The organism is Streptomyces sp. NPDC001822 (genome assembly GCF_042892135.1).
Classification (GTDB): domain Bacteria; phylum Actinomycetota; class Actinomycetes; order Streptomycetales; family Streptomycetaceae; genus Streptomyces.
In genome coordinates, this window is the sequence record NZ_JBIATW010000002.1 from 638,658 (window position 1) to 658,492 (window position 19,835).

29 protein-coding genes are annotated in these 19,835 nt (G+C 67.0%); 5 read left to right on the top strand and 24 right to left on the bottom strand.

From position 1 onward, the window contains the following. Positions 1-204: 204 nt before the first annotated feature. A complete protein-coding gene (locus ACFYY2_RS07315) occupies positions 205-1,584 on the top strand; it encodes a hypothetical protein (protein WP_388738155.1) in 1,380 nt (459 codons plus the stop codon). A 315-nt stretch (positions 1,585-1,899) separates the two neighbouring features. Here ACFYY2_RS07315 and ACFYY2_RS07320 read toward each other — a convergent pair whose 3' ends face one another. The 4 genes from ACFYY2_RS07320 to ACFYY2_RS07335 form a co-directional block, all read right to left on the bottom strand. Next, on the bottom strand, positions 1,900-2,115 hold the full coding sequence (locus ACFYY2_RS07320) for a hypothetical protein (RefSeq protein WP_388738158.1): 216 nt from the start codon (positions 2,113-2,115) through the stop codon (positions 1,900-1,902). A 96-nt stretch (positions 2,116-2,211) separates the two neighbouring features. Next, positions 2,212-3,057, bottom strand: coding sequence for a helix-turn-helix domain-containing protein (locus ACFYY2_RS07325; RefSeq protein ID WP_388738160.1), 846 nt, complete (start codon positions 3,055-3,057; stop codon positions 2,212-2,214). A gap of 27 nt (positions 3,058-3,084) precedes the next feature. Continuing rightward, entirely contained in the window at positions 3,085-3,612 is a 528-nt protein-coding gene (locus ACFYY2_RS07330; RefSeq protein ID WP_388738163.1) for a DUF6879 family protein, read from the bottom strand. Positions 3,613-3,963: 351 nt separating this feature from the next. Next, entirely contained in the window at positions 3,964-4,236 is a 273-nt protein-coding gene (locus ACFYY2_RS07335; RefSeq protein WP_388738166.1) for a hypothetical protein, read from the bottom strand. A gap of 401 nt (positions 4,237-4,637) precedes the next feature. Here ACFYY2_RS07335 and ACFYY2_RS07340 point away from each other — a divergent pair, with 401 nt between their 5' ends. Next, positions 4,638-4,895: a hypothetical protein gene (locus tag ACFYY2_RS07340; RefSeq protein WP_388738169.1), complete on the top strand. Its 258-nt coding sequence runs from the start codon at positions 4,638-4,640 to the stop codon at positions 4,893-4,895. 1 nt (position 4,896) lies between these two features. Here ACFYY2_RS07340 and nrdJ read toward each other — a convergent pair whose 3' ends face one another. From nrdJ to ACFYY2_RS07425, 17 genes are all read right to left on the bottom strand, one after another. After that, positions 4,897-7,107, bottom strand: a complete 2,211-nt coding sequence (nrdJ, locus tag ACFYY2_RS07345; protein ID WP_388738172.1) for a ribonucleoside-triphosphate reductase, adenosylcobalamin-dependent — start codon at positions 7,105-7,107, stop codon at positions 4,897-4,899. Next, entirely contained in the window at positions 7,104-7,505 is a 402-nt protein-coding gene (locus tag ACFYY2_RS07350) for a hypothetical protein (protein ID WP_388738175.1), read from the bottom strand. Before ACFYY2_RS07350 ends, nrdJ begins: the two co-directional genes overlap by 4 nt. Next, positions 7,502-7,885 carry a hypothetical protein gene (locus ACFYY2_RS07355; RefSeq protein WP_388738178.1) on the bottom strand — a complete coding sequence of 128 codons (384 nt, stop codon included), beginning with the start codon at positions 7,883-7,885 and terminating at the stop codon, positions 7,502-7,504. The genes ACFYY2_RS07350 and ACFYY2_RS07355 overlap by 4 nt, the downstream gene beginning before the upstream one ends. Beyond that, positions 7,882-8,202 carry a hypothetical protein gene (locus ACFYY2_RS07360; protein ID WP_388738181.1) on the bottom strand — a complete coding sequence of 107 codons (321 nt, stop codon included), beginning with the start codon at positions 8,200-8,202 and terminating at the stop codon, positions 7,882-7,884. The genes ACFYY2_RS07355 and ACFYY2_RS07360 overlap by 4 nt, the downstream gene beginning before the upstream one ends. After that, positions 8,199-9,386, bottom strand: a complete 1,188-nt coding sequence (locus tag ACFYY2_RS07365; RefSeq protein ID WP_388738183.1) for a hypothetical protein — start codon at positions 9,384-9,386, stop codon at positions 8,199-8,201. Before ACFYY2_RS07365 ends, ACFYY2_RS07360 begins: the two co-directional genes overlap by 4 nt. A 3-nt stretch (positions 9,387-9,389) precedes the next feature. Then, on the bottom strand, positions 9,390-9,596 hold the full coding sequence (locus ACFYY2_RS07370; RefSeq protein WP_388738186.1) for a hypothetical protein: 207 nt from the start codon (positions 9,594-9,596) through the stop codon (positions 9,390-9,392). Continuing rightward, entirely contained in the window at positions 9,593-9,955 is a 363-nt protein-coding gene (locus ACFYY2_RS07375) for a hypothetical protein (RefSeq protein WP_388738189.1), read from the bottom strand. Before ACFYY2_RS07375 ends, ACFYY2_RS07370 begins: the two co-directional genes overlap by 4 nt. Next, on the bottom strand, positions 9,952-10,416 hold the full coding sequence (locus tag ACFYY2_RS07380; RefSeq protein ID WP_388738192.1) for a toprim domain-containing protein: 465 nt from the start codon (positions 10,414-10,416) through the stop codon (positions 9,952-9,954). The genes ACFYY2_RS07375 and ACFYY2_RS07380 overlap by 4 nt, the downstream gene beginning before the upstream one ends. A 34-nt stretch (positions 10,417-10,450) precedes the next feature. Next, positions 10,451-10,864 (bottom strand): CHC2 zinc finger domain-containing protein, encoded by a 414-nt coding sequence (locus ACFYY2_RS07385; protein ID WP_388738195.1) that lies wholly within the window; start codon positions 10,862-10,864, stop codon positions 10,451-10,453. Further along, positions 10,861-11,013: a hypothetical protein gene (locus ACFYY2_RS07390; RefSeq protein ID WP_388738197.1), complete on the bottom strand. Its 153-nt coding sequence runs from the start codon at positions 11,011-11,013 to the stop codon at positions 10,861-10,863. The genes ACFYY2_RS07385 and ACFYY2_RS07390 overlap by 4 nt, the downstream gene beginning before the upstream one ends. Then, positions 11,010-11,384, bottom strand: coding sequence for a hypothetical protein (locus tag ACFYY2_RS07395; RefSeq protein WP_388738199.1), 375 nt, complete (start codon positions 11,382-11,384; stop codon positions 11,010-11,012). The genes ACFYY2_RS07390 and ACFYY2_RS07395 overlap by 4 nt, the downstream gene beginning before the upstream one ends. Positions 11,385-11,387: 3 nt before the next feature. Further along, positions 11,388-12,251 (bottom strand): AAA family ATPase, encoded by an 864-nt coding sequence (locus ACFYY2_RS07400; RefSeq protein ID WP_388738202.1) that lies wholly within the window; start codon positions 12,249-12,251, stop codon positions 11,388-11,390. Beyond that, entirely contained in the window at positions 12,252-12,812 is a 561-nt protein-coding gene (locus ACFYY2_RS07405) for a thymidine kinase (RefSeq protein ID WP_388738205.1), read from the bottom strand. Further along, the gene (locus ACFYY2_RS07410; RefSeq protein WP_388738208.1) at positions 12,812-13,243 is read right to left on the bottom strand and encodes a hypothetical protein; all 432 of its coding nucleotides are present in this window, start codon (positions 13,241-13,243) and stop codon (positions 12,812-12,814) included. Before ACFYY2_RS07410 ends, ACFYY2_RS07405 begins: the two co-directional genes overlap by 1 nt. Before the next feature lie 92 nt (positions 13,244-13,335). Beyond that, entirely contained in the window at positions 13,336-13,827 is a 492-nt protein-coding gene (locus ACFYY2_RS07415) for a hypothetical protein (protein ID WP_388738211.1), read from the bottom strand. A 53-nt stretch (positions 13,828-13,880) separates the two neighbouring features. Beyond that, on the bottom strand, positions 13,881-14,819 hold the full coding sequence (locus tag ACFYY2_RS07420; RefSeq protein WP_388738215.1) for a hypothetical protein: 939 nt from the start codon (positions 14,817-14,819) through the stop codon (positions 13,881-13,883). Between the two features lie 519 nt (positions 14,820-15,338). Next, positions 15,339-15,788 carry a hypothetical protein gene (locus ACFYY2_RS07425; protein ID WP_388738218.1) on the bottom strand — a complete coding sequence of 150 codons (450 nt, stop codon included), beginning with the start codon at positions 15,786-15,788 and terminating at the stop codon, positions 15,339-15,341. Between the two features lie 231 nt (positions 15,789-16,019). Between ACFYY2_RS07425 and ACFYY2_RS07430 the strand changes: the two genes are divergently transcribed. From ACFYY2_RS07430 to ACFYY2_RS07440, 3 genes are all read left to right on the top strand, one after another. After that, on the top strand, positions 16,020-16,982 hold the full coding sequence (locus ACFYY2_RS07430; RefSeq protein WP_388738221.1) for a hypothetical protein: 963 nt from the start codon (positions 16,020-16,022) through the stop codon (positions 16,980-16,982). A gap of 45 nt (positions 16,983-17,027) precedes the next feature. Further along, positions 17,028-17,717 (top strand): hypothetical protein, encoded by a 690-nt coding sequence (locus ACFYY2_RS07435; RefSeq protein WP_388738224.1) that lies wholly within the window; start codon positions 17,028-17,030, stop codon positions 17,715-17,717. Positions 17,718-17,798: 81 nt separating this feature from the next. Then, complete coding sequence (locus tag ACFYY2_RS07440) at positions 17,799-18,143, top strand: hypothetical protein (RefSeq protein WP_388738226.1); 345 nt, start codon at positions 17,799-17,801, stop codon at positions 18,141-18,143. Between the two features lie 56 nt (positions 18,144-18,199). Here the strand turns inward: ACFYY2_RS07440 and ACFYY2_RS07445 are convergent, their stop codons facing one another. The 3 genes from ACFYY2_RS07445 to ACFYY2_RS07455 all read right to left on the bottom strand — a co-directional run bounded on the left by ACFYY2_RS07445 (position 18,200) and on the right by ACFYY2_RS07455 (position 19,764). Further along, the gene (locus tag ACFYY2_RS07445) at positions 18,200-18,412 is read right to left on the bottom strand and encodes a hypothetical protein (RefSeq protein ID WP_388738229.1); all 213 of its coding nucleotides are present in this window, start codon (positions 18,410-18,412) and stop codon (positions 18,200-18,202) included. Further along, the gene (locus tag ACFYY2_RS07450; protein WP_388738231.1) at positions 18,409-19,170 is read right to left on the bottom strand and encodes an N-acetylmuramoyl-L-alanine amidase; all 762 of its coding nucleotides are present in this window, start codon (positions 19,168-19,170) and stop codon (positions 18,409-18,411) included. The genes ACFYY2_RS07445 and ACFYY2_RS07450 overlap by 4 nt, the downstream gene beginning before the upstream one ends. A gap of 123 nt (positions 19,171-19,293) precedes the next feature. Further along, positions 19,294-19,764 (bottom strand): hypothetical protein, encoded by a 471-nt coding sequence (locus tag ACFYY2_RS07455; RefSeq protein WP_388738233.1) that lies wholly within the window; start codon positions 19,762-19,764, stop codon positions 19,294-19,296. Positions 19,765-19,835: the final 71 nt, after the last annotated feature.

Genomic DNA, 19,835 nt, shown 5'->3' on the forward strand with positions numbered 1-19,835 from the left:
CGCACGGGCGCATCCGGCTCAGGTAGGACGGTAGTCGGGTCGAAGTCCTCCCGGATAACGGGTCGATTACCTCTCAGGCACGTTCCCAAGATCGACGTACGGACCGTCAGAAAAACGCCCTTTGCGGCCGTTGCCGGCCCATGCATAATCGGTCTCTCAGGCTTAATCGGAGCCGTAGATTCCACTTTGGGGCGGGGAGGTGCCATGAGTGAATGGCGCAATAGACGACCGGTCGGCGATCATGAAGCCGTAGGGGACACGTCGATCGAGCGCCTGCTTGCTCTGCCACGTAAGGGCACGTCAGGCAGGAAGACCGCGATAGGGGCGTACACGAGCCTCCTTGCAGCCTGCATAAGTGCCAGCGCGTACGCCGTCGTACATGAGGAGCCAGCCGACCAGGCAGGGGCAGCCGTCACCCAGGCCGACTCGATGGCGTACACCGCCGAAAAACACTCGGGCTACATGCCGACCTACCTCGACGGAAGCGGCGGCATCGCAGGTGTTCCGCTCACCGACGAGCAGCGCGTCGCCCTCGTCCGCGAGGCACAGCGACGCGGACTGTCCGTAAGGGACTCATACGCGCTCGCCTACGGGGATCAGGCGAGGATCATGATCCGGCCGGACGGGCATGTCGCCGTCGACACGAAGGGCGTCGTCGTCCCCAACGGGCCCGTGTACGCACAGGTCCCGCCCGCCCAGAAGGTGCCGGCGAAAATCGGGACGGGCGAGTTGGAGTCGATCTTTGCTGCGGAAGGCCCCGTCCAGGGCCCCGCTGCTCCCCTGAAGCCCGGCGCCCAGGCCCCCGACAGCAAGCCGCACAAGGGTGCAGGGAAGGCCGCCCCTAAGGACCCCAAGGGCCCCAAGGCTCCGAAGGAATCGAAAGAACCGGACTACTACGAGAACAGCGGGGAGAACCCGTACGAGGATGGCGGCTCGATCAAGGACGCCTTGCCGCCCATCGTCGGTGACGTGGTCGACCTCCTCCCGGGCTTTCGCACATGGCTCGGCCAGGTGGCTGGCGACGAAGCCGCGGTGAACACCGAGATCGTCCGGAACGGCGAAATGGTGACGATCACTGTGTCCGCGACCATCTCTTCCGGCATCACTGTCACGACCGTGATCGAGGCCCCGGCCGACCCTCACCAGCAGTCGGAGGGAATCGTCGTCACGACCGTCGTCAGTGACGCCCAGACGGGCCAGGAGATAACCCGGTCGGACTCCACCGAGGTCCACGACACCGACTCGGCAACTGGAGTCGCCATCGGTCAGGCAGTCGACGCCGTGATCGATGCCGTCCAGCACGACGCCGACCCGACGAACGACGACGCCTCGCGCCCGGATCTGCCGGCCGACGTGCCCACCCCTCCGGGCTGGCTCACACCGGTAGGCCCCTTGGCGCCGCCGTTCTCGACGGTGCCGCCCCAGGATGCCCACGGGACCCCCGCGCAGGCTCCGGAGACCCCGGCGGAGACCGAGGCACCCCCGGCTCTGCCGGAGGAGACCACGGCCCCGTCAGAGCCGCTCACGTTGCCGGAGGAAGGGCCGGATGCTCCCTTGCTCCTGCCGGCGCCCACAGGCGCATAGGCGGCGTCCCTGCCCCCGAGTTCGCAGCTTCCGACACGGGGGAGCCGGATGCATCTCGGGGGCAGGGGGTCATGAGGGACGGACGCGCGTCGGCCGGGTCATCGGGTGTGACCCTGCCGTGATCCGTGCACACGCGGCGGAAGAGGTCGTGGCCGGTCTTCGCGGTGTGCTCCATAGCGGCCTTCGTCGTCCCCTCGTCAGTGTCAGAGACGTGCGTCCACTCGCAGGGGTAAGTAGCGCAGAACGCTTCCCAGGTCACGCCACCCTCGGGCACGTGACGGATGGTGTACTTAACGAACCGCATCACGGATCTCGTCATCGGCATACGCCCCTGTTCAAGTCGGACACCCGGGCCCGCAGGCGGGTCGTATCGTCCAGTTCTTCGATGTTGTCCGGAGCGACTTCCCACTCCTTGCCACCGCCGATGGGCCGTAGGTGGTAGCGGCCGGAGTGCGAGATCTCCATGACCTCGCCCAGGCGATCGGTCGCCGAGTCGTAGCCGATCTCCCCGACCGCTGGCCCGTCAGCCATGCCTCTACCTCCCGCGTTCGCTGGGCGATGCCTCGTCAATGACGCTAGAGACGTGCGGAGTTGCGCGGCCAGTAGATTGCACGGAATTGCAGATTCTCACCCGAGGGCGGCCATAGCTTCCATGATCAGCGCGCGGGCCTTGGTCCCGTAGACGGCCATCTTCGAGAAACCCTCGAAGGCTCGGAGGTAGAGCACAACCTCGCTCGGCCGGGTGACGATGATGTTCGCCGAGAGGGTTTCCACCTGCACCTGAGTGGTGTCGAACGCGAGGAAGCCTTCCAGGGTCCACACCCGGCGGGCTGCCGTGCGGGGGATGACGCCAAGGGACACGCTCGGCAGGGCCATGACGGTAAGCAGGTAGCCGAGCTGCCCGGCCATCGTCTCGGCGTCGCCGAACGGGTAGTAGAGCACGTCCTCTTCGACGAGCAAGGCGAACCGCTTCGAGCCGTCGTGCAGCACCTTCGATCGCTCGACGCGGGCAGTCGCGGCCGGGCCCGCGTCGTTGGGCGTCTCGAACAGGTCCGCGATGGTCCCGAGAAGCGCCTCGGCGTATCCGTGCGTCTGCAACAGGCCGGGGATCACGTTCGAGCAGTACACCCGCATGTGGCGAGTCCGCTGGTACAGCGGCATGTCCGAGGTCTGGTTCCGGACCATCCCCGAGCGCTGAAGGTGGCGCCACTCGCGGTACATCGAATCCGCGGTGCGTGATGCAGAGATCAGGTCGGGGGCCTGGTCCTCGAACCCGCAGGCCCGGCACCAGTCGCGGATATCTTGGTCGGACGGGCGTGTCTTGGCGTTCTCGATGCGGGAAGCCTTCGAGGGGTTCCATCCGCACCGGATAGCCAGGTCTCGACCGGTGAGCCCGGCGTCCTGGCGGACGTGTCGCAGCCGGTCCGCTAGGACCTTGCGTGCCTCTTGGACGCTGGACGATGGTGACGACATGACTCGGCTATCCGGTGCGTGTGCGGGTCAGACCTGGAACTCTCCGTGCGGTGTGGCCCTGCCCCAGACGGCGGCGAAGGCCGACGCGCACAGGGAGGCGACCGCCGGGTCCTCGCTCATTTCCGGGTCCACCGGCTCACCCATGCCGGAGAAGTGATTGAAGCGCACAACGCGCTCGTCGATCAGCCAGAAGTCAGCCGCCGGCAGAGGGATGCCGAGTGCCTCGCGCCGGGGCAGCCACCGGCAGTCTTCGCCCGCCAGGATGTTCAAGGGCGTTAGTGCGTGCTCGTACTGGATGTACTCCGTCACCGGCACTGAGACGATGCGGGCCCGGCGCACGGAGACTCCGCGCTTCGTGACGCTCTCGACGAGATCCATCCACCCAGCCATGACCTTGCGGCCGTCGTCGAGCGACCACTGTCCCGAGCGCCACCGCTGCATGTCGTCCTCTTCCTCGCCTACCGCGTACACGTCCCGCATCTCCAAGTGGAGAGCGGAACGCGTAGCGGAGGAGAGGAGGTCGTCGAAGCTAGGAACTGGAGCCTTCGGCGTCATCAAGAGCCTTCCTCAGTAGCGCGGCCATGCGGGGAGGGAGTCGGACCACTGCTTCGGAGTCAGGCAAGGGGGTATCCTGCCGGGTCCGGTCCGTCGTTGCCTGGTCAGCCTTCCACCCCTGAAGGATGATTTCCTTCGTCGTGTCGTCCACCCAGACAGCAGGGCAGTTGCCGCCTGCGGATTCGGGGTCGACACCGATGAACCGTAGAGCCATGGAGACCTCACCTGTCTAGCGGGTTGCATGAGCTTGCAATAATTTCGCCCCCTGCGAAGGCGCACGTCAAGCACGCCAGGCAGGACAAAGGCCCCCGCCTTGCGCGTCAACGCAGGACGAGGGCCGGTCAGTTGGTCTCAGGCGGCCGGGACCAAGGCCAGGAGGATCGGACCACGCGCCGTATCCCACGCCTGCCCAGCCTCAACCGCCGTCCGCCCCTGCTCCGCTATGCGGTCCGAGATGGGGCCGATGAACTCCTCGTAGAAGGTCTCTCGCTGCGGTGCTTTCATGCCGGCGGCGAGCATCGTCGCGTTGGTCCGCGTACGGAAGACCGCTGCGGCCTCCGTGAAGTCGTCCCCTGCCCACTGGTCGACATGCTGAGCTGCCAGTGCCCACGTCATCTTGAACATGGACTCACCTTAACGTTCAACCGTGCCGCGAAGTCCTCTGGGGCGAGGGGCATTTGAAGCCACATCTTTACATCGCGTATCTCATTTGTGATCACCGAATGGAGTCATGTACCTTCGGAGTGCAATACAGAGGCCCCTTAGGGGGGCCTTAAGTCGTCGATCCGTGCAGTCCGGGCGGTCGAAGACAGGTTCAGGCCCCATGGAGCAGTGGGGCCATGCCTAACCACAAACGAGCAGTATGAGTTGTGTAGCGACCGGACCGCGACAGAACTCGACCGACTCCTCTGGAGGCTGCGCCCAACTGGGCGCGGTGCAACAGAGGAGTTCACCACCATTGGTGGCTGGTCGAGTCGTCGCATGAGGCTCACTGGCCACCTTCCTGACAGGGAGGGCAACCGGAAGTGAGCGGTAACCGTAAGAGGGTCCTGGCGCTGATCGTTGGCGGCCTGACCTCGATCGTGGTGTGTCTCGGTTGGGGCGTCGTGCTCCGACTCCTCGGCGACCCCGTGATCGACTGCGTGAAGTTCGGTGCCATGGCAGGGGGAGGCACGTTCGGGGCGGCCGTCGCCGTGACTGCGCTGTTCCCCTTCAAGGACGACCCCGCTACGGGCGGACAGGCGCCCCCGCCGAGTTTCGGTACGGGGGCGCCTGCGGCTTGAGTCAGCGGACGGGGCAGGCCCCAGACGCGCAGTCCTCATCGGTCGAGTCCTCGATACGGAACAGCTTGTATCCGTCGAACTGCGCCCGAGTGATGCGCTCGTAGGGGGCCTGCGGCCTCGTCCCGTCGACCATGATCGTGGTGCCCTTCAGGAGGGGGAGCCACTTCTCGATCACGTCGGCCGTCTCGCCCACGTCCAGGCCCTCGGGCACGTTCGCGGTGAACGACACTGCGTTGTCGGCGTACTCGGCCTGGTACATCGCCTGGAAGGCGAGGAGCTGTTCAAGGCTCAGCTCGTCGGCAGACTCCACGAGGTCGGACGGATAGCCGAGGTTCTCCACCTCCTCGACGAGCTTGTCCAGCGTCGGGAAGGTGACGACGGCCGTGTTGCCCGAGGTGTCGTAGACGCACGGCTCGACCTCGAAGCCCTCGGCCTTGAACTCCTCGACCCTCGCGGCCTGCACCGGGTCAGCCAGGGAGAATCGCACCCGGCGGAGGAACGTCCTCGCGTAGATCGGGTGGATTCCCTCGGTCACGCCCGGGAGCTTGGCCACGGTGCCAGTCGGCGCAACGGTGGTCACCTTGACCGGCTCGGGGATACGCAGCTCGAAGGCGTACTTCCGGGCGGCCTGGCGGACCGTGCGCTTCATCTTCCGCAGGAGGAGGCGGAAGGTGACATGTGCCGGCGCTTCGCTGTAGCGGACGCCCTGCTTCGCGAGGAAGCCCTGAACGCCCAGGTGGCCGACGCCGATCCGGCGCTGACTGTCCAGCCGGGCGGCCTGCTTCTCGTCGTTCACGTCGCCGTACGTGGCCCGCACGAGGAAGCGGGTCATCAGCTCGTGCGCACGGCGGAGGCCCGTCTCGTCATACGCCTTGCTCCCCTCGATCACGAAAGCGTCGAGGTTGACGTGCCCGAGGTTGCAGTTCTCCCACGCCATGAGCGCGATCTCGCCGCACGGGTTCGTGGCCTCGACCGGGTTCGGCTCGCCGACGTTGCTCGCCGAGGAGTTCCAGTAGCCGGGCTCGCCGTTCTTCAGCATCCCCTCGACCACCCTGCGGTGCACCATGTGCGCCAGCTCGTTGCCGCCGGGCCCGAAGTCGTCGTGCCGCTCACCGGACAGGTACTCGGTGAAGTCGTCGTCGATCTCGACGGAGATGTTCGTCGTCCAGTGCTTCGAAGAGTCCTCCTTGCAGGACAGGAACTCGTCGATGCACGGGTCCGCCCAATGGCATATCGCCATCCGGGCCGACCTACGGTTACCGCCGGAGACCACGCACTCGGCGATGGCGTGATCGATCTCCATCGCCTCGACCGGGGTCAGGTGCTCGGGGCAGTCCGCGCACGGGAAGGAGGACTCGCAGCAGTCGCACCCCCGGTAGTCCTCGATCACTCCCGTGTCGCCGCAGGACTGGCAGCACGCCGCCCGGCTCAGCACGCGGCCGATCTCCTGCATCATCCGACCGAAGGGGGCCGGACCCGAGGCGACGCCCCCGAACGTCTTCAGTCGGGCGCCACGGCCGCGCACACGCGACACGTCGTACACGCGGTCGGCGTGCTTCACCTCGTCGTCGGTCATGAAGGTGTCGATCAGGTCGACCAGGGCGTCAGACCATCCCTCGCGGGAGTCCTCGACCTCGAAGGCCCCGTCCCAGTCGGAGTCGTAGTCGTCCGAGAGGACCCCCGCGGCTTTCATGTCCTCGTAGTCCGGGTGGGCCGGGTCGCACACGATGTGGACAGTCAGCGCCCGGCGGGGAGACCCGTACGGGGTCAGGAAGCGGGAGCTGTAATTCGCCCCGACCCCGCCCCCTTCCATGAGGCGGAGGAAGCTGAACTCGAAGTGCCGGCTGAGCTTCTCGCCCCAGCCCGACACGTGGCAGTTGAAGAGGTACTGCCGACCCTTGACCCCGGAAGCCCACAGGTGGCGCCCTGCGGGGATGACAGCGAAGCGGTCCATGAGAGAGACCAGCTCGTCATGCTCGGCCCGTACGTCCGCGCTCCAGCCCTCGGCGGGGCCGTAGACGAGGCCGAGGTTCCCGGCCGCGACGCGGCGTACGGTCTCCGGCCAGACCTCCCGGGAGCCGTCCGGCTTCGTGCGGCTGTAGGTGCGCTCATAGACGGTCTCGCCGGTCGGGCCGAAGGGGACGGGTGCTGCGGTGCTGATGGTGCTCTCCTTGAAAGTGGGGGTGTGGCTGGTAGGGGGAGGGGTGGTCACTCGATGCCGATACCGATGTCGCTCAGCTCGCCCAGGTCGACGCGGGCGAGGGCCGACACCATGACGACCACACGGTTGATCTGCCGCGTCAGGGCGTCCACCTGCGCGTGGTATTCGCCGTCAGTCCGGCCGGACACCGCGAGAAATATGTCGTTCTCCCGGTAGTCGTCGCCGAGGATGACGGACATCCCGACGAGCCGGTCTTCCAGCTCCGCGAGGTTCAGTTGCTCGTCGAGCTTCCGGTTCTCGTTCTCGTTGTACGGACGGGAGATGACCGTTCCGTCGCCCTGCCGCTCGTAGTAGGTGCGGGTCGCGTCATCCCAGTACTCGATGTCCTCCGGGCCCATGCCGGGCGGCGGCTCGACGGGCTCCATGCCCTCGTTCTCGTTCTCGTTCACGCTGCGGTCTCCAATTCGTCGTAACTGTCGATGTAGTCAGTGCCGTTGAGATGGGCGGCGAGCTTGCCGACGCCGCGCTCAAGGCGGTAGCGGACGGCCCGGTCGGTGACTGCCTCCCGGGCCGCGATCCGCTGGTCCTCCCAGTCGAGGGCGAAGCGCATGAACAGCGCCCGCTTCTCGACCAGGGAGAGAGGGGCTGTCGCCCAGCCCTGCCGGATGTCGGCCAGGTGGGCGAACAGAGTGCCGGCGGCCTTCTTGTCGACGGTGCCCTTCGGCATGTCGGCGTCAGGCGCCTGCGGGTTGCGGATGCCGTACGCGGCCTCTCCGTCCCACACGGCGGGAAGGAGGTGCTCGACGATCCGCCGGTCGTATCCGCTCACACACGCCCCTCACCGGCCGCCTCGCAGGCGGCTTCGTAGGAGGTGTGGCGGATGCGGTACTTCGCCTCCGTCTTCACCCGGTCGACCAGGTCGAGGACGAGGCGGTGATAGAGCACGCCGGGACCGAGCGAGGGGTCGCCCAGGCACTCGTTCACCATGTCCGGCTTCGTCGCCAGGATGATGAGCGCCTCTTGCCGGGCGTCCTCGTACTCCATCGTCAGCGTGTCCTCGTAGCCGTTCGCGATCCTCCGGGCCGCCCGGCCCGCCAGCGTCAGGAGGATCGGGAGGTCGAGGACCCGCCAGTCAGGGGCGGTCACCTGACCACCTCCTTGACCGGCACGGCGCCGTCCTTCGTGACCATGACCATCAGGCCCGGCGCCCCGCGCGTGCCCTTCAGGTGCCGCCACCACGTCGACTCGGACTCCATGGCCGGGATCTGGATGAACGTCCTCGGGCCGTCCGTGTCCACGAACTCGTGGTGCAGGTGTGCCGCGAGAAGCAGGTCAGCGCCGTGCATTGCCGAGGTCTTGTCGAACGCCTGCCCCCGCCACCACTCGAAGTGCTTGCCGGGCCGCCACTGGTGCCCATGGGCGTGGGCGACGACCGTTCCCGAGCACTCGACGACGACCGTCAGTTCGTCCGTGTCCGGGACGTACACCTCGACGTGGGCGAACTCCTCGCCCGCGAAAGCCAAAGCCTCGCCGACCGAGATCAGGGCGTCCGTGTCGTGGCTGTCGTCGTAGCGGGTGACACCCTTCCCGCCGGGCCTCACAGCCTCGCCGTGGTTGCCGGGGACGGCGACGACAGTCAGGCGAGCGGCCAACGGGGCGAACTTGATGATCGCGTAAGCCATCAGGCGCCGGGTCAAGCGGATCTGCTCGGTGAGGGTGAGCTGAGTCCGCCACGTGTTCGCCCCGCCCTGCGAGACGAAACCCTCGACGTGATCCCCGAGCCACGCAATGTGTACGTGCTCGATGCTGAACCGCGCCCGGTACGTTTCGAGGAGATCCGCGGCCTGGTCGATGCAGTGGATCGCCCGTGCGAGGGTCCCCTCGAACCCGTCGCCGTCGATCTTTCCGAACTGCATGTCGCCCAGGGCGACGATCAGCGTGTACTCGCCGTCGAGGTCTTCCGGGACGAAGCCGGGCGCCTCGTCGAAGACGCGGATCAGCTCGTCAATGCTCGGCCGCTCGACATCCGCCGGCACCTTACGGCGGCCGAAGGAGAAGCGGGCCGAGACACCCGGCTCACCGGTGGCCATCGTCCACTCGGACGATCGGAAGCCGGTCACCTCCCACTCGGCAGGGTCGAGCTGGTGAGCGCGGAGCACGTCGGCCGCGCTCGACTCCGGGTCGAGGCCCTCGGGCCCGCGTACGGTCACCTCGGCCGCGTCGCCGGATACCTCGATCTGCCGGGTGAAGTCCCTCTCGGGGTCGGCCTGGCGGACGGGCGGGGCGGTCGGCGTCGACAGCAGATCGTTCAGCAGTTCAGATCGGTTCAAACTTTACACACCATCCCGAAGAGAGCGTCGGTACGTACGGATCGTGGAAGCGGACACGGTGTGCCCGTGCCGCCGGAGGACGAGGGCCAGGCGCTCAGCCGAGGAGCCGCCGAGGAGACGGACGACGAGGGTCTCCCGCGCGTCCGGCTCCAGTTCCTCGTACAGGCGCTTCAGCGTGGGGCCAGGCTCACCCGGCAGGGCCTCGCTCACCTGGCCTCCCGGTCGATCTGCTCGACGGCAGCCACGGCAAGGGATGCCAGCCGTACGAGGCCACCGCGGATCTCCTCCGGCGTGCGTCCACCGAAGGCGGCGAACGCCGCCCGCACGGCCAGGCCGTCAGCGCCGAGGTTGCCCTCCTGCGCACGGGCCTCGTTGATCGCGTCCCAGTCGTCAGCGCGGGTGCGGTACCTCTCGGACGCGCGCGAGGGCAGGTGGCCACCGACCAGGGCCGAGGGGAGGTCTCCCACCTGCCGGGCCGCGCTCTGCACCTCCGCCACCACGGACGCCAGCGGGTCAGCCGCCCGCGCGGGCCTCTTAACCGCCGTCTTCTTCGCCGTCGTCTCCGTCACTGGCCTTCCTCCTGAATCAGTCCGAGGAGGGCCTGAGCGCCCCCCTGCATGTACGTGTCTGTTACGTCGCCGTCCCGCAGTCGCATCCCTCGCGCCTGCCGCAGAGCCCGGCTGAGCTTCGCCGTGAACTCGGCGCCGGCATCGTCCGGATCACCCCAGACGCGTATGCGGTTGAAGCCCGCCAGCATTCGCCTGTGCCTGCCCTGGAAGATGTTGGCGCCGGGAATGGCGACCGCGAAAAGCCCGAGCTTTTGCAGGATGATCCGGTCGAGTTCCCCCTCGGTCACATCGAGCGTGTCCCCGGCCTTGTGAACGGAATCGATTCCGAACATGCGGGGCGGGTCGTCTTTGATGGAGTTGTACTTCCCGTGGAAGTGCGCCCTGTGGTCGTGGTCTTCCAGGCAGCGGAAGCGCACTGTCAGGGGCGAGCCCTTCCGGTCGAGGTAGGGGATCGCGAGCATTCCCCGGAACCGCTCATGACCAGGGAAGGGCAGGTCACCGACGACGCCAAGCCGGTGTGTAACTGCTTCCTCCCGGCCGATTCCCCTGTCGAGGAGATACCTTGCGGCGCCCGGCGTAAGCGCTGCCTGATACGCGCTCACCGCCTCCTCCAGCGTCTCTCGTTGCGAAGGCGAGAGAGGCTGCAAAGGCTCGTGCTCCGACAAAATCGACCTCCTCCTTTTCCATGATCAGATTGAATGAATCGCCGCCCTTCCCGCAGGAGTGGCATTTCCAGAGACCCTTGTCGGTGTTGAAGGACATCGACGGGGTCTTGTCCTCGTGCAGCGGGCAAGGGGCCATGCCGGTTACCCGCTGCGAGTTGAAGTCGACCTCGTAGTGTTCGAGGACCGCTTCGAGCGTCGGCTTCTCGTGCTCCTGGTCGTCGTTGTCGACCCGTACGACCCTCACGCGACACGCCTTCCGAGGAAGCTGCCGTTCTCGTCGCTGTAGCCGAGGGACTCGAAGCCCTGATCGGCCGCGCCGTCCGGGTTGAACCGGCCCAGCTCGACGAGGAGCCGCTCAACCTCGGCGGCCTCCTCGAAGGTGATCGCGCTCACTCGTCGTCCAGCCCGAAGTACGCCTCGACCGTGGTCAGGACGAACGCTTTGCGCCACCCCTTGCCCCGCCGCTTGACGATCGCGATCGACTCCACGTCGAACGGGTCGAGGTCCCGGTGACGGGCGAAGTTCAGGCGCTCGACCTCGGCCTCGTCGAGGAACGGGCCCGGCTCGAACTTGGCGTTCTTCGCTTCGATCACCAGGTACGTGCCGTCGGCCGCCCGGATCACGAGATCGCCCTCGTCCTCCGCGCCGGTCAGGCGGAGCCGCTCGGCGTCCTCGCCGATCGAGCGCAGGCCCGCCAGGAGTTCCGTCTCCCACGCCGCACCCCGGCGCTTGTTCGCCTTGTTGCGTTCACTGATCGAGGTCAATCTTTACGCCGCCTTCGTAAGAGCATCGGTCGGAGACCAGGTAGGAGAGGGGGCAGGGAAGACCCGTTCGAGCTTCGAGAAGCGGGTGACTTCCGGGTGGCAGCGCATCGACGCATACCGCCTGGCAGTGGGGTCACAGGGCCCCATGCGCTGCTTGATCACCGCGACCCGGTACTCGTGACTGTTCGGGTCCAGCGCCACGGAGAGGGACAGTTCCGGCTTCTCCGAGAGGCCGCCCTTCACCTGGTCACGGGACGGCGGGGCCCACGGGTCGGACTTCGCTTCCCAGCTCTTGTCGCTCGCGTGATGCAGGATGATCACGGTTGCGCCGGTCGCACGGGCAAGCTCCGTCAGGCCGGACATGACGGCCATCTGTTCCGTGTAGTCCGACTCGGCCCCGTCGAAGTCCATCAGGTTGTCGAAGCAGAGGACTTGCGGATACGCGTCCCACAGCTCGATGTACGCCTGAAGCTCCTCGTCCACGTTCTTCCACGTGATCGGCGAGCCGAAGGAGAACGTGATCGGAAGGCCCGACAGGGAGTCGAGGTACCCCTCGCGATGGCGTCCGCCGGCAGCCATTCCGGCTTCGACCATCTCCGTCGTGTCGCCCGTCATCATCGACGCCAGGCGAGAGGAGGCAGTGAAGGCCGACATGTCCGCCGAGAAGTACAGGGTCGGCAAGGCCATCTGCGCCACCCAGTACAGGGCGAGGCCGGACTTCTGCGTGCCACTGCGACCGGCGATCATGATGACCTCGCCGTGACGGGGACGGCATCCCATCTGGTACAGCGCCTCGAACGCCTCGATACGCGGCAGCTCCTTGCCGCTCTCGGCGTGCAGCGCGAGCGACCGTGCGGGAGTGAGCACCTACGACCTTCCTTTCTCTGTGATTCCGTAGGCCCAGTGCTGTCGGCACAGGACGCGGTATGTGGACCCGATGTCGCCCACCTGGACTTGCGCCCCGGAGCGGGCCACCCGGCCCCCTTCGATGCGGGCGTTGATCAGGCCCGGCGCCCCGCACCAGCAGAAGACATCGGCCTGTAGGCGGTTCACCTCGTCGGCCAGCTCGACCAGGCGGCCGGAGCCGGGGAAGAGGTGGGACCGGAAGTCGGTCAGGAGGCCGAAGCAGTCGACCGCCACCCCTGCCCGGTCCACGACGGCCGCGAGCTGCTCGACCTGCCGGGGCGTGAGGAACTGCGCCTCGTCCACGACGGCGAACGACGAGCCCATGAGGACGCCGACCAGATCCGATGACTCGGTGATCTGTACGGCGTCCTCGGCCACGCCGAGCCGGGACGACATGCGGCCATCCCGGCTCGGCCCAGTGAGGAGGACTCCTTCGCGGCCCGCGCTGCGGTAGTTGTAGGCCATCTGGAGAGCCAGCGTTGATTTGCCGGCGCCCATCGGCCCCGCGAAGAACCGGAGCATCAGTCGAAGGACGGAGCCGCGGCGACAGCCGCCTCGACGGCCTCCTCACGGGCCTTCACGTACTCCATGATCCGGTTGCGGGTCGCGGCGTCACTGACCGGCCGCCACACCCACGCAGGGTGCTGACCGGGGCGCTTCGGGGGGACCTGCTCCAGACGGACGATGGTGCCGTTGCCGACGACCGCCTGAAGGTCACGGGCGAGGAGGGTCTGTTCGATACGCATCCCCTTGTTGATCTCAGGGGCGAGGTTGTCCAGGCTCTCGCGGTCCTTCCAGACCGTCACGTCGCACAGCGCCGAGTCCTTCGGGCCGTTCGGGGTGGGACGCTGCGGCTCGTACGAGTTGACCTCGACCAGGAAGGCGAGGGCGTCCTTCACGTCGCCCGGCTTGAACCAGCCGCCGCCAGCGGTGGGGATGTCAACGATCTGCACGGATGTATCTCCTAGGTATCTCGGTGATGGGGGACAGAGGCAGGGCGTACGGCCCTCCTCCGCAGTCAGGGGGAGCGAGGACGCCGGAGGCGTCAGGTGCCCTGCAACGCCCGGCCACGGGCCTTGTAGGCGGTCATGACGGCCGGATCGGCGAACATCGCCTGATTGGCCGCCCAGAGCTTTTGCAGGTCCGCAATGCTGGTCTGCTTCTCGATCTCGCCGAGAATCCAGCCGGACCCGGTTTCCTTCGCCTCGGGCTTCGTGGCCGAGGCGGTGGCCCACGGGTCGTCCGCCGGGGCGGACGCCGAGGTCGGCTCGCTGGAGATGACCCGGGCGTCGAGCACTGCGGCGATGTTGCCCTTGCCGTGAGCGAGGTTCGTCGCATTGACGACGAGGTCACTCAACGAAAGGCCGGTTACATCTTTACTCTCGAACCCGAAATAATCGCAGAGGACTTCGCGAACCTGCGCGACGGTCCCACGGAACACCGCCCAGGTGTCCTCGTAGCTCTTGCCGTACTTGATGGTGACGCTGATCGATCCGTCCGGTTGGGACGTGATCGCCTCTGCCCGATCCGCTCGCACTACGCTCCCTCGCTCCTTGCTCTCTGGGTGCAAACTTAACACTAGGGCCGCAGTTAAGCAGCCATGTTCTCTGTGACGCCGCTCACCCATGGGCGCATCGCGCCCTTCACGCTGCGCATGGCCCGGATGTCCTTCGCCAGGCGGGCCGCAGCCCACCCGATCTCAAGGTCGACCCAATGAAGGGTGCACTCGCCGGAGCCCGCAGGCAGGTTGATGATGATCCCCCACTTCCGGGAGACATCCCCCGGCAGAGAGGTGTACGCCTGCGCCGCCTCTTCCGCCGGCACCTGCCGCTTCTTCCATGCGGCGAACGCTTTCTTGTCCGCCCTGTCGACGGGGAAGCGGGTGTAGTCGTAGAAGCGGCCGTGCGCGTAGACGGCGAGCTGAGCCGCCATCTTCAGGGCCCCGTACTGGACGCTGCCCGTCTTCAGGTCCCCAATGAAGCGGCCCTTGATGGGGCGCCCGTCAGGGTCCGGGCCCTCGTATTCGAGGAGCCGGTCGAAGGTCCCGCCCGTGCCCAGCTCGGGCACGACGACGAAGCGCTCCACCGCCTTGACCTCGAAGACGACCGTCGCGCCCATGTAGGCGGACATGTCCCGCAGGTCGAGAGTCGCAGTGCCTGCGGGCAAGGGCTCGCCGCGATCGACGTACTCCGACAGGGCGTGAAGGTGTGTCCCCTTCTCACGCTTCCGGTTGGCGCCGGAAAGGTTGACGGCCTGCTCGACCAGGCGGTTCAGCTCGCGCTTGTCGTCCGGGTCCTCCGGGTCGAGCTGCTGAACGGCCTGGAGGATCGAGGGCCGCATCGACGCCCCCACCAGGGTCATGCGCTTGCCCCAGTCGGTCAGGGCGCTCTTGTCCTCGATGCAGTCGATGAACGTCGTTGTCCTGGTCAGCGCTACCGGCTTGCCGCCCTGCGGCGGAATGATGAGCGGCCGGTCCCAGCCATCACGGGGAACCGTGGGCGGCTCAGGGGCTATCTCGACGATGTTCACGCGGCCTCCGAAGGGCAGTGGTGTACGAGGCTCGTAGGGTCGAACGGGTTCAGCAGAACGTCAGCCGGTCTCAGCCACATGCGGACCCGGCCGTCATCGAGCCACTCGGGCTCGTGCTCCTCCGCCGGTATGAGTTCCAGCCCTTGAAGCAGTGCCTCGTCGATCGCGGCCCGCACTTCGGACGCGGATGCATTCGGCTCCGAGACCAGCGCGCAGTGCCACGGAGGAGCCCCTTCGAGGCTCACTCTGGACGACAGTCTTCTCGGGTTCGAACGACGCACGTTCTTGCCCCCCCTTCCCCTGTAAACATTGGACTACGACCGTTTTACGTGGTCGTGAGTGGCGGTGTCAACCTTGGACCTGAACGGGGGTTCTGTGACCTGGGACACCGGGCTCAATCGACCTGCTTCAGCAGTCAAGAACAGTTAAACCCCAGGTCAGAGCCCAGAAATGGTCCCCAAGGATGAGAAAACCCCCGCCAGGTACGACGGGGGTCGGAGACGAACGGGCGTTCGAGTATTAGTCCTGGGCGCGGTTGCCTGTCGGAGTCCTCGGCGCGCGGATCAGGTCGCGATCGGTGGCCTCGCGCGGAACGTAGAAGAAGCCGTCCTCGGTGTCGGGGTCGTAGTGCACGACGACACCCTTCTCCGCGAGCATGTTCTTCCAGGAGGCCAGGCGGCTGGCGTCGCGCTCGGTCAGCTCGCGCCCGGCGCGAAGGCGCCCCTCAGCCCTGAGCATGAAGGCCGGATACATATGCCGGTGCTCCTCCTTGATCATCCACGGGATCAGGTCGTGATCACGGAGATTCCGCCGGTCAAGGCCCTTCCGGCGACGGAACGCGGACCACATGGGGATGCTTGTCTCGATGCCGTACTTGCGGAGGTACTCGGCCTGCATCCACTCGTAGGTCATCCCCTCCTCGAACCATCCGAGCACCTCGGACTCGTCCTGGATCTTCCTCGCTGGCATGTGTCCCCCTGCGGTCTCGGCGCCTCATCACTCAGGACTACGCCTGTGTCTACCTGTCGGTACATAAAGTTGACACCTGGAGGGCCAAAGTGTCAAGCTGAGTCCCGACGGCGAAGCCGTCGAAGTCCCTATACACAGGGACCCCCGAGAGGCTGGAACCTCGCGGGGGTCTTAGCCCGGCCACGAGACTGGAATCTCAGGCCGGGATGGCACAGGAGATGTGACCCTCCCATGCAGATCCATCGTAACCCTCGGCATGACCGCGACTTCGTGATCATCGCCAACCGCGCAATCCAGGACCCGCGCATCAGCCACACGGCACGCGGCATCCTCGCCCTCGTCCTCTCCCTGCCCAGCGGGGTCAAGGAGAACGTACGGACGCTGTCCGACAACTACCCGCAGGGTCGATCCGCGGTGGCCAAGGCCGTCAAGGAGCTGCGCGACCTCGGGTACTGGGTGACGAAGACGACCCGCGACGAAGAGACCAGCCACATCATCTCCACCGTGGACGTGTACGAGACGCCGGCAATCGCGTCTTCTCCGGTTCCCACCCGTCCGGTCACCGCTCCTGCGGCCACTCGGAACACGGGCACGTCCCCTTACGGGGATAAGGACTCTTCTAAGCACGGGGAAAAGAACCCCCCCTTCCCCCCGGCTGAGCCCGTCCAGGACGAGGCCGCGCCGTTCGGGGCTGAGGAGGGGGAGGGCTCCAGCGACAAAGACGACCAGGACGACAAGCAGGCCGCCGAGGCTGCCCGCATCCTGCGCCGCTTCGCCGCGATCGACACCCGCCTGAAGCTGTCCGACCGGCACGTGACCCGGCTCGTCCCTGCCGTGGCCCAGTGGCTCGACCGTGGCGCCACCATCGCCGAGATCACCGATGCCGTCACCGCTGGCCTGCCCGCGAAGGTCTACAGCGCCTCGAAGCTGATCGCTGACCGCCTCGACCGCAAGCTCCCCGAGCGCAAGCGCCAGTGGGCCCAGTACGCCGACTGCGCAGACGCCTGCGGCAACCTCCTCCCGGCTGGCCAGGACACCGGCATCTGCGCCGAGTGCGCCCTCGGGACCGCGACCGTGTTCGAGATCGACTGCACCACGGGCGAGGTCACCGACCACGCGCCCACTCCCGAGCCGGTCATCTCCTCCGCTGGCCTTGCCACCTTCCGCGCCGCCCGCGCGGCCATGGCCAAGTAACCCCCCCTCACTTCCCCGCGCACCTGTTACCCGAAAGGCACCACCATGTCTTCGTCTGCCCGCCTGCCCTGGTACGCCCACCTCGTCGGCGCACTCGTCCTCGCCGTGGCCCTCGCCATGGGTGCCCCTGGTGAGTACCAGCTCGCCCGCCTCGCCGGATGGAGCGAGACCGTGGCGGCCGGAATGCCGGTCTGCATGAGCGTCTACGCCGTGTGCGCCGTCTGGTTCACCCAGGCCCGCAAGAGGGGCGAGAAGGGCCGGGGAAGCGCCATTGCGGGTGCGATAGGTGCCCTGGCCATGACCCTGACGGGACAGGTGGTCGCTCACTGGATCGCCGCCGGATACATGACCACCTCGAAGGAGCTGGTCGCCGCCGTCTCTGCCGTCCCGGCCGTAGTCGCCGGTCACGTTGCCCACATGGTCATCCGGTCCGCGAAGCGCATCCCCGTCGAGGTGCCGGCGAAACTGGCCCCGGAGGTCGACGAGCACCAGGCCCACAACGGCGAGCCCGTTCAGCCCACCCTCGACGGCACCGAGCCGCCGGTCGACGAGGTGGCCAAGGCCCGCGCGAAGCGCCGCCCCGGTCGTCCGACCCCCAGCCTCGACGAGATCAAGCACGCCGCTCAGAGCCTCCTCTCGAAGGGTGAGGAGATCACCGGCCCGAACCTCGCGAAGGTGATGGGCCGCGACCGGCGGACCGGCGCGCGCTACCTCGCCCGCCTTCAGGACGCCTGACAACTGCGAACCGCGCCGCGCCCATGAGGGACAATCTCAACAGGGGGACACTCCCTCATGGGCGAGAGGAGGCGCGGAGAGATGGACGTAACGATCACCGTGCGCGTATGTGACATCTGCAAGGACAAGGACAAGCCCGCGACCCGCTACACCCTCACAGGGGAGAGCGGCGAGGCTGCGACCCGCGATCTCTGCGCCGAGGACGCGGCGCCCGTAGAGAAGGTGTTCGGCCCGCTGAAGCCCGCCGAGAAGAAGGCGGCGCCCCGGTACCTGAATGCCGAGGAGGAGACCCCCAAGGCCCCCCGGAAGGCTCCGGCCAAGAAGGCGGCGAAGAAGGCGACGACTCCCCGCAGGACAAGCCGGACGAAGGTCATGACCATGGAGGAGATCGAGGCCCAGAAGAGGGCCAAGGCCGCCGGGTCCTGAGAGGCAAGAAGGCGCCCCCCTGCCAGCCCGTGAGGGCCAGTAGGGGGGCGCTGCGCTTACTCCTCGCCGTCCGGCGCCGAGCCCTCGACGAGGCCCAGAGCAGTCACTATCTGAACGATCAGCGCGACCTCGGGGCGGTCGGCGTAAGTGACTGCAAGGACGCTGACGAGGACGCCAAGGGCGGCCAGGAGGGCACCCACGCGCGAGCGGTAGCGGACGGGGAGGGTCGAGACGATCAGGGCCAGAGGCCCCGTGATCCGGGTCTTCATCGGCGGCCTGCCTGCTTTTGAAGGGCGGTGAAGCCCTTCGGTCCAATCCGCGGGTCGTGCAGACCAGCGCGGTACTTCGGGTTGCGGTCGTGGAATCGGGCTACGGCCCGCTGTGTCTCCGTGCCGTAGAAGTCGCTCGGGGCTCCAGGGATCGGCCCGTACCCCGCCTTCACGAGGAGCTGCTGAAGCTCCTTGACCTGCTTGTGGTGCGCGCCCGGCTTCACGCCTGCGGCCAGGGGAACGATGCGCGAAGGCGTTTCTGGGTTCGTGTCCTTCGGGACGGGCATGCCGTCCTTGACCCACGCGTACAGATGATCGCCGGGACAGGCCGTCGCGAAGCCGTCCTTATGCCCCCGCTTGGCCAGGGGCCGCCCCGCCCTCCTGCACGCCTCGTCGTACAGGGCACGCGCAGCCGTGAGGGCCTTGTCGCTCGGCTTTTGGTTGCCACCGATAGCGATCTGCACGCCAATGCCGGTCACGTTGTGATTGGGGCAGTGGGCGCCCTGAAGAGTCCAGCCTCGGCCCTCAAAGATCGTGCCGTCCTGGTCGATGACGAAGTTGTAGCCGACCCCGGCCCATCCCTGCCCAAGGTGCGACTGCTCGATCGCTCGCGGGACCTTGGCTCCGGTGTAGTCGATTGGGTTACCACCGTCGTAGTGGACGAAAAACTCGGTCCGCTTGGCCATTGGGACATTGGCCGGGGCGCCGTTCCAGGGTTTCGCACCCCAGGTCTTACGGGAGACGATCGAGACGGACATAGGAGATACCTCCGAGAGAGAACGGAAAGGCCCCGCCTCACATCGAGACGGGGCTGCATTGAGGAAGGGGCCCGCCGCCAGTTGCTGACAGCGGGACCCTGACAGCGGGACCTAGCTACGTTGTTACATGGCGTCGATCGCGGCCCGCGCTCTTGTCACGAAACCGTCGCACGCCTCCTCGGCCTTGGAGCCAAGGGCATTGAGGGCAGGCTTGTCCTGCGCATCACGCATCTCGACGGTCATGGAGAGAACCTCTGCCGCGACAAGTCCCAGATCACCGTCATCCACAAGACGCAGGCGCGCTACAGCGGCGCGAGTTTCGACGTAGAGCCGAAAGGACTCGGCCCGTGTGCGAGTTACGGCCTCGTCGCCGCTGGACCGAAGGACCGCGAACCATCGGTCGTACTGGGCGCGCCGGTAGTCCTCGGCAAGGGAGGAGAAAGTAGAGCTGGCATCGATCAGCTCTCGCCGACGAAGAGCGCGCTCCGCCTGAGCCTCCGCCCTGCTGGCGAGTCCAACTTGATGCCGCTGGGCAACGACGGTCCCGAGTAAGGTCCCCATAACTGCCACGACGGCCGCGATGATTCCAGTCATCCCACTAGGAGACCGCACAACTCACCGTGGCGATAGCTTGCCTTGCGACCCAGGTCCCTCATGCCGGGCCG

Bases quoted from the DNA above. Each gene is read 5' to 3' on its own strand.
- ACFYY2_RS07315 (WP_388738155.1), top strand. From the start codon at position 205: ATGAGTGAATGGCGCAATAGACGACCGGTCGGCGATCATGAAGCCGTA.
- ACFYY2_RS07320 (WP_388738158.1), bottom strand. From the start codon at position 2,115: ATGGCTGACGGGCCAGCGGTCGGGGAGATCGGCTACGACTCGGCGACC.
- ACFYY2_RS07325 (WP_388738160.1), bottom strand. From the start codon at position 3,057: ATGTCGTCACCATCGTCCAGCGTCCAAGAGGCACGCAAGGTCCTAGCG.
- ACFYY2_RS07330 (WP_388738163.1), bottom strand. From the start codon at position 3,612: ATGACGCCGAAGGCTCCAGTTCCTAGCTTCGACGACCTCCTCTCCTCC.
- ACFYY2_RS07335 (WP_388738166.1), bottom strand. From the start codon at position 4,236: ATGTTCAAGATGACGTGGGCACTGGCAGCTCAGCATGTCGACCAGTGG.
- ACFYY2_RS07380 (WP_388738192.1), bottom strand. From the start codon at position 10,416: ATGCTCGCGATCCCCTACCTCGACCGGAAGGGCTCGCCCCTGACAGTG.
- ACFYY2_RS07405 (WP_388738205.1), bottom strand. From the start codon at position 12,812: ATGCTCCGGTTCTTCGCGGGGCCGATGGGCGCCGGCAAATCAACGCTG.
- ACFYY2_RS07425 (WP_388738218.1), bottom strand. From the start codon at position 15,788: ATGCCAGCGAGGAAGATCCAGGACGAGTCCGAGGTGCTCGGATGGTTC.
- ACFYY2_RS07430 (WP_388738221.1), top strand. From the start codon at position 16,020: ATGCAGATCCATCGTAACCCTCGGCATGACCGCGACTTCGTGATCATC.
- ACFYY2_RS07435 (WP_388738224.1), top strand. From the start codon at position 17,028: ATGTCTTCGTCTGCCCGCCTGCCCTGGTACGCCCACCTCGTCGGCGCA.
- ACFYY2_RS07440 (WP_388738226.1), top strand. From the start codon at position 17,799: ATGGACGTAACGATCACCGTGCGCGTATGTGACATCTGCAAGGACAAG.
- ACFYY2_RS07445 (WP_388738229.1), bottom strand. From the start codon at position 18,412: ATGAAGACCCGGATCACGGGGCCTCTGGCCCTGATCGTCTCGACCCTC.
- ACFYY2_RS07450 (WP_388738231.1), bottom strand. From the start codon at position 19,170: ATGTCCGTCTCGATCGTCTCCCGTAAGACCTGGGGTGCGAAACCCTGG.
- ACFYY2_RS07455 (WP_388738233.1), bottom strand. From the start codon at position 19,764: ATGACTGGAATCATCGCGGCCGTCGTGGCAGTTATGGGGACCTTACTC.